This is a genomic window from Actibacterium sp. (assembly GCF_041584535.1).
GTDB lineage: Bacteria > Pseudomonadota > Alphaproteobacteria > Rhodobacterales > Rhodobacteraceae > Actibacterium_D.
Map to the genome: position 1 here is coordinate 1 of NZ_JBFHDW010000438.1, position 1,302 is coordinate 1,302.

Below are 1,302 nucleotides of genomic sequence, written 5' to 3' on the forward strand. Positions count from 1 at the left end.
CGGCCAGCGTCGCGATCGCCGCCTGCAGCGCCAGAAAATGATCGGGTTCAGACCCGTCGACCGAACTGGGCATCACGCCCAGCTTGGCCGGATCAAAACGGAACAGGTCCTTCAGGAACCCGCCCTTGGCGGTGGTGATCTTGTTCGCGCCCTTACCGTTCAAATACCGCTCGGCGCCCCAGTTTTCCGGCGGATCCGAGACCTGATCGGCCTTGGCGCAGATATTCTGCCAATAGCGTTTCGGCCCGTCCGAGCCGGGAAACAGGCAGGACATGCCAATGATCGCGATCTTGCCGGACATGCCGTTTCCTTTGGTCGTCATGCAACGATTTTCCCGGACCAGCCACAAAAGCGGTTCAGGTTGGCGTCAGCCGTGGATTCCAGCCCTTCAAGGCTCATCACCATGCGGCCCTGCGCGTCCAGCACAAAGATATCGGCCAGAACGCGGGTGCCGTCGGTCTCGGGTCGGATACGCAACTCCATCCGCGCCGGGGCCGAGCCGCCGGTGTCATAGCGCCGCGCCCGCTCGATCCCGTTGGGCAGGGCCGCCTTACCGTGTTGGGCATGCGACCAGACCCAGACCAATTGCGCGGCGGTATCGACCAGACCGGGATCGAACAACCAGCCGCCGCCACCGAAACTGGCGGGGGCGCTGGGGCGGATTTCCGCCGCGATGCCGTGTTTGTCCAGACCGATAAGCTTGGTCATGGCCTGAAAGCTGGGGCCGTGGAACAGCACATCGCGATAGGCCTGATGCGCGCTGAGCGGTGATGGGCCGGGAATGGCAAAGGGCGGCATCGTCCCGCCTTTGGGCAGGCTGTCGGCCAAGCGGGCGTTACAGCGGTAATGCACGCGCGGCACCTTGCCGGTAGCGCGGATTTCGACCTTGGCGGCAAAGCCATCGGAATGGCCGTGTTCGCCGCCGGTGACCAACAATTCGATCTCGCGCGGGGCGTCGTCTTCAAGACGGATGCCAGCCAGCATCTTGTGACCGGTGATCTCGGCCAGCGCCCAGCCCGGCCAGACCTCGGCCACGGCCTCGGCGGCCATTTCCATGGCAACCGCCATCGGCAGAACCGGCACGCCGTCAAGGCGATGCTCGTCCATATAACCGTCGGTGTCCAGCGACAGAACCCGCATCAGGCTTGAGCCACCCCGTGCGCCCAGACCGGGCTGCGCGCCCATCAACAGCGGCGCGCCCAAAGCTGCGGGGGGGGCGTCCTGAACCACAGTCGAGAACGCGCCCATGTCGGATTCATGCTGTTCCCACGGGCCTTGGCCAAGGATGATTTCCACGTCCGA

At 64.7% G+C, this 1,302-nt stretch carries 2 protein-coding genes; both read right to left on the reverse strand.

The annotated features are described in order from the left end of the window. Positions 1 to 322: beta-ketoacyl synthase N-terminal-like domain-containing protein (locus ABYW26_RS14540; protein ID WP_372605632.1), on the reverse strand; the 322-nt coding region annotated here is incomplete at its 3' end. Beyond that, positions 319 to 1,302, reverse strand: a 984-nt coding sequence (locus ABYW26_RS14545) for a polyketide synthase dehydratase domain-containing protein (protein ID WP_372605633.1), incomplete at its 5' end; no start/stop codon positions are given. The genes ABYW26_RS14545 and ABYW26_RS14540, both read right to left, overlap by 4 nt.